3 protein-coding genes are annotated in these 2320 nt (G+C 36.9%); all 3 read right to left on the reverse strand.

Annotation, left to right across the window (positions count from 1 at the left end; all coding sequences use genetic code 11):
- Positions 1 to 340: 340 nt before the first annotated feature.
- Positions 341 to 598 (reverse strand): hypothetical protein, encoded by a 258-nt coding sequence (locus ACFQIC_RS17630; RefSeq protein WP_204712372.1) that lies wholly within the window; start codon positions 596 to 598, stop codon positions 341 to 343.
- Positions 599 to 759: 161 nt separating this feature from the next.
- Positions 760 to 960 (reverse strand): SHOCT domain-containing protein, encoded by a 201-nt coding sequence (locus tag ACFQIC_RS17635; RefSeq protein ID WP_204712373.1) that lies wholly within the window; start codon positions 958 to 960, stop codon positions 760 to 762.
- Positions 961 to 1221: 261 nt separating this feature from the next.
- Positions 1222 to 2320 (reverse strand): HAMP domain-containing sensor histidine kinase (locus tag ACFQIC_RS17640; RefSeq protein ID WP_390217562.1); only part of this gene is annotated, 1099 nt, incomplete at its 5' end.

The raw sequence follows: 2320 nt of genomic DNA on the forward strand, positions 1-2320 counted from the left end.
ATTCTTAATTGTTTGAAGAACTTGTATTTGCAAAGGAAGACATCATTAAAAGACATGTAGCAAGTAATCATCCACCTTCAAAGTAAGGTTTGAAAATCGTATAATCGTTAATATGGAAGTTATATGTAAAACATAAAAGCATAGTTTTCTTCTCCCTACCTATAAGAAAGGGGGCCACTAATACAATCCTCCTTTAGGTGAATGTTACTGACTTCCTTTGGGTTATGTGAACATTTGATCACTCTTAAAACCGATACATTCATACTGTTTAATAAGCAAAAAGTAATAGATTAAAATAAGGCCTCACAAAATGAGACCTTATCCATAGGGGGGTAAATAATCACTTATTTCCATTATCATCTTCATAGGATTCCATAAAATCACTGCAAGTACTCATCATCTTTTGCCCCTCCGGTGAATTCATAGCTCCCATCATTTGAGACATGTTTCCATTTTCCATCATGTTCATCATTCCATTTCCATTCATCATACTGCTCATCCCATTGCCCTCTGATTCTTCAGCTAATGCGCCTTGTCCCACAACCAATACCGTCGCCAAAGAAAATGACAAAACAAATGATACTGTTTTTAGTTTCATATTTTTCCCCTCCTTTTTTCCATACGTTTAGTGTAAACAGGGAATTTGTTGATTTTGTGAGGTTCATTAATAATTCTGCAACAACGCTTATTCCCCTACGTTTGTCACCCAATAATATTAGAGTCCTTAGGCCTCACTTAGATGGTATATACTAAATATAGCTATTTTTTTAAAGTGTTCTTTTTCTTCTCATATTCCTCTTCACCAATCTCACCTTTGGCGAACCTTTCCTTGAGGATTTGCACTGGTGGATCCTCTTTCTTTTCAAATAACTTAGTTACTAAAACAAAAATTCCATAAATGATAAACCCTAAAATAATAATCCATATAATCATATTAATCGGTCCCATCATATTCATCATAGATCTACACCTCCATTTAAGCTACTCTTCCATGTTTGGATCTTCCTTATCAGATTAATTATTTATCCTTTCTTTTCTTTAGAAACAAAAGATATATAATCCCTATAATCAAAATGGGTAGGCCCATCCACAGACAAAGCTGCATGAACGTTTTGAGATAGGTCTCTATCGATTCAGTCCCCCACATCACCGTGGAGGAAACGGTTAGGCAAACCAAGCCCATTAAAATCAGAAGTGCTGCCATCAACCATTCTATTTTTTTCATGTTGCCTCCTTACTAGCTATTGGGAAGCATAGCTCAAACCTCGTTCCTATACCCACCCGGCTATTCACTGAAATCTCTCCAAGTTGGAGTTCAACCAAATTCTTTACAATAGCCAATCCTAGACCTGTCCCCCCGTGATCTCGCGAACGAGATTTCTCAACACGGTGGAAACGTTCAAAAATATACGGAAGTTCTTCTTCTGGAATTCCAACACCCGTATCCTCAATAATTACATGTACGCTATCTTTTTCACTCCATATGCCAACATGAATAGATCCTTTTTCCGTATATCGATGGGCATTCGCTAACAAGTTCGTAAAAATTTGTTCCACACGAATACGATCTCCCTCTATATTAGGGACATCATAGTCAATTTGTGTACTTAACGTGAGACCTTTCTTTTCGAGTTCCATTTTGACTTTGAGAAGGGATGTTTCCATAACTTCTACAAGATTGAGATTGGACATTTGAAGTTCTATTTTACCTTCTTCCATTTTTGCTAGATCAAATAAATCATTAATTAACCTAACCATCTGATCTGTCTCATTTTCAATAATGTCAAGATATTGCAACCTTTCCTTCTCCGTTTGATAAAGACCTTGCTTTAGCACGTGGGAGTATCCTTTTAAGTACGATATGGGGGTACGCAATTCGTGGGATATATTTGCAAAAAACTCCCTTCGATTGCTTCGATATCTATTAGTTTCTACTGCAAGGTCATTAATTGCTTTCCCTAATGAACCTAATTCATCACCGGAAGAAACATTCACCCTTATATCTAAATTACCTTTTGAAATTTCCCGAGTCGCTCGTTCCATTTCCAATAGTGGGTCAGACATTTTTTTTGATAGTACCCATGTAAACCCAAGTGCCAGAAACAATGTACCTACCGCCGACAATAGTAGCAAATCTCTAATTTTTTCAACGGGTTCCTGAACATCATTTATGGGAGCTAAGACAAAAAAGCCACCTTTAAACGTATTCGCTTGAGTAATGGGATGACCAGACCCAAGATAGCTATTTGCTGCATCAGAGTCACCAAATCTTTTTTGTAGTGGGTTTCCTTCAGCTAAGTGATGGATGTCTTCTTTAGAT

The organism is Halobacillus seohaensis, assembly GCF_042663045.1.
Lineage (GTDB): Bacteria > Bacillota > Bacilli > Bacillales > Halobacillaceae > Halobacillus_A > Halobacillus_A seohaensis.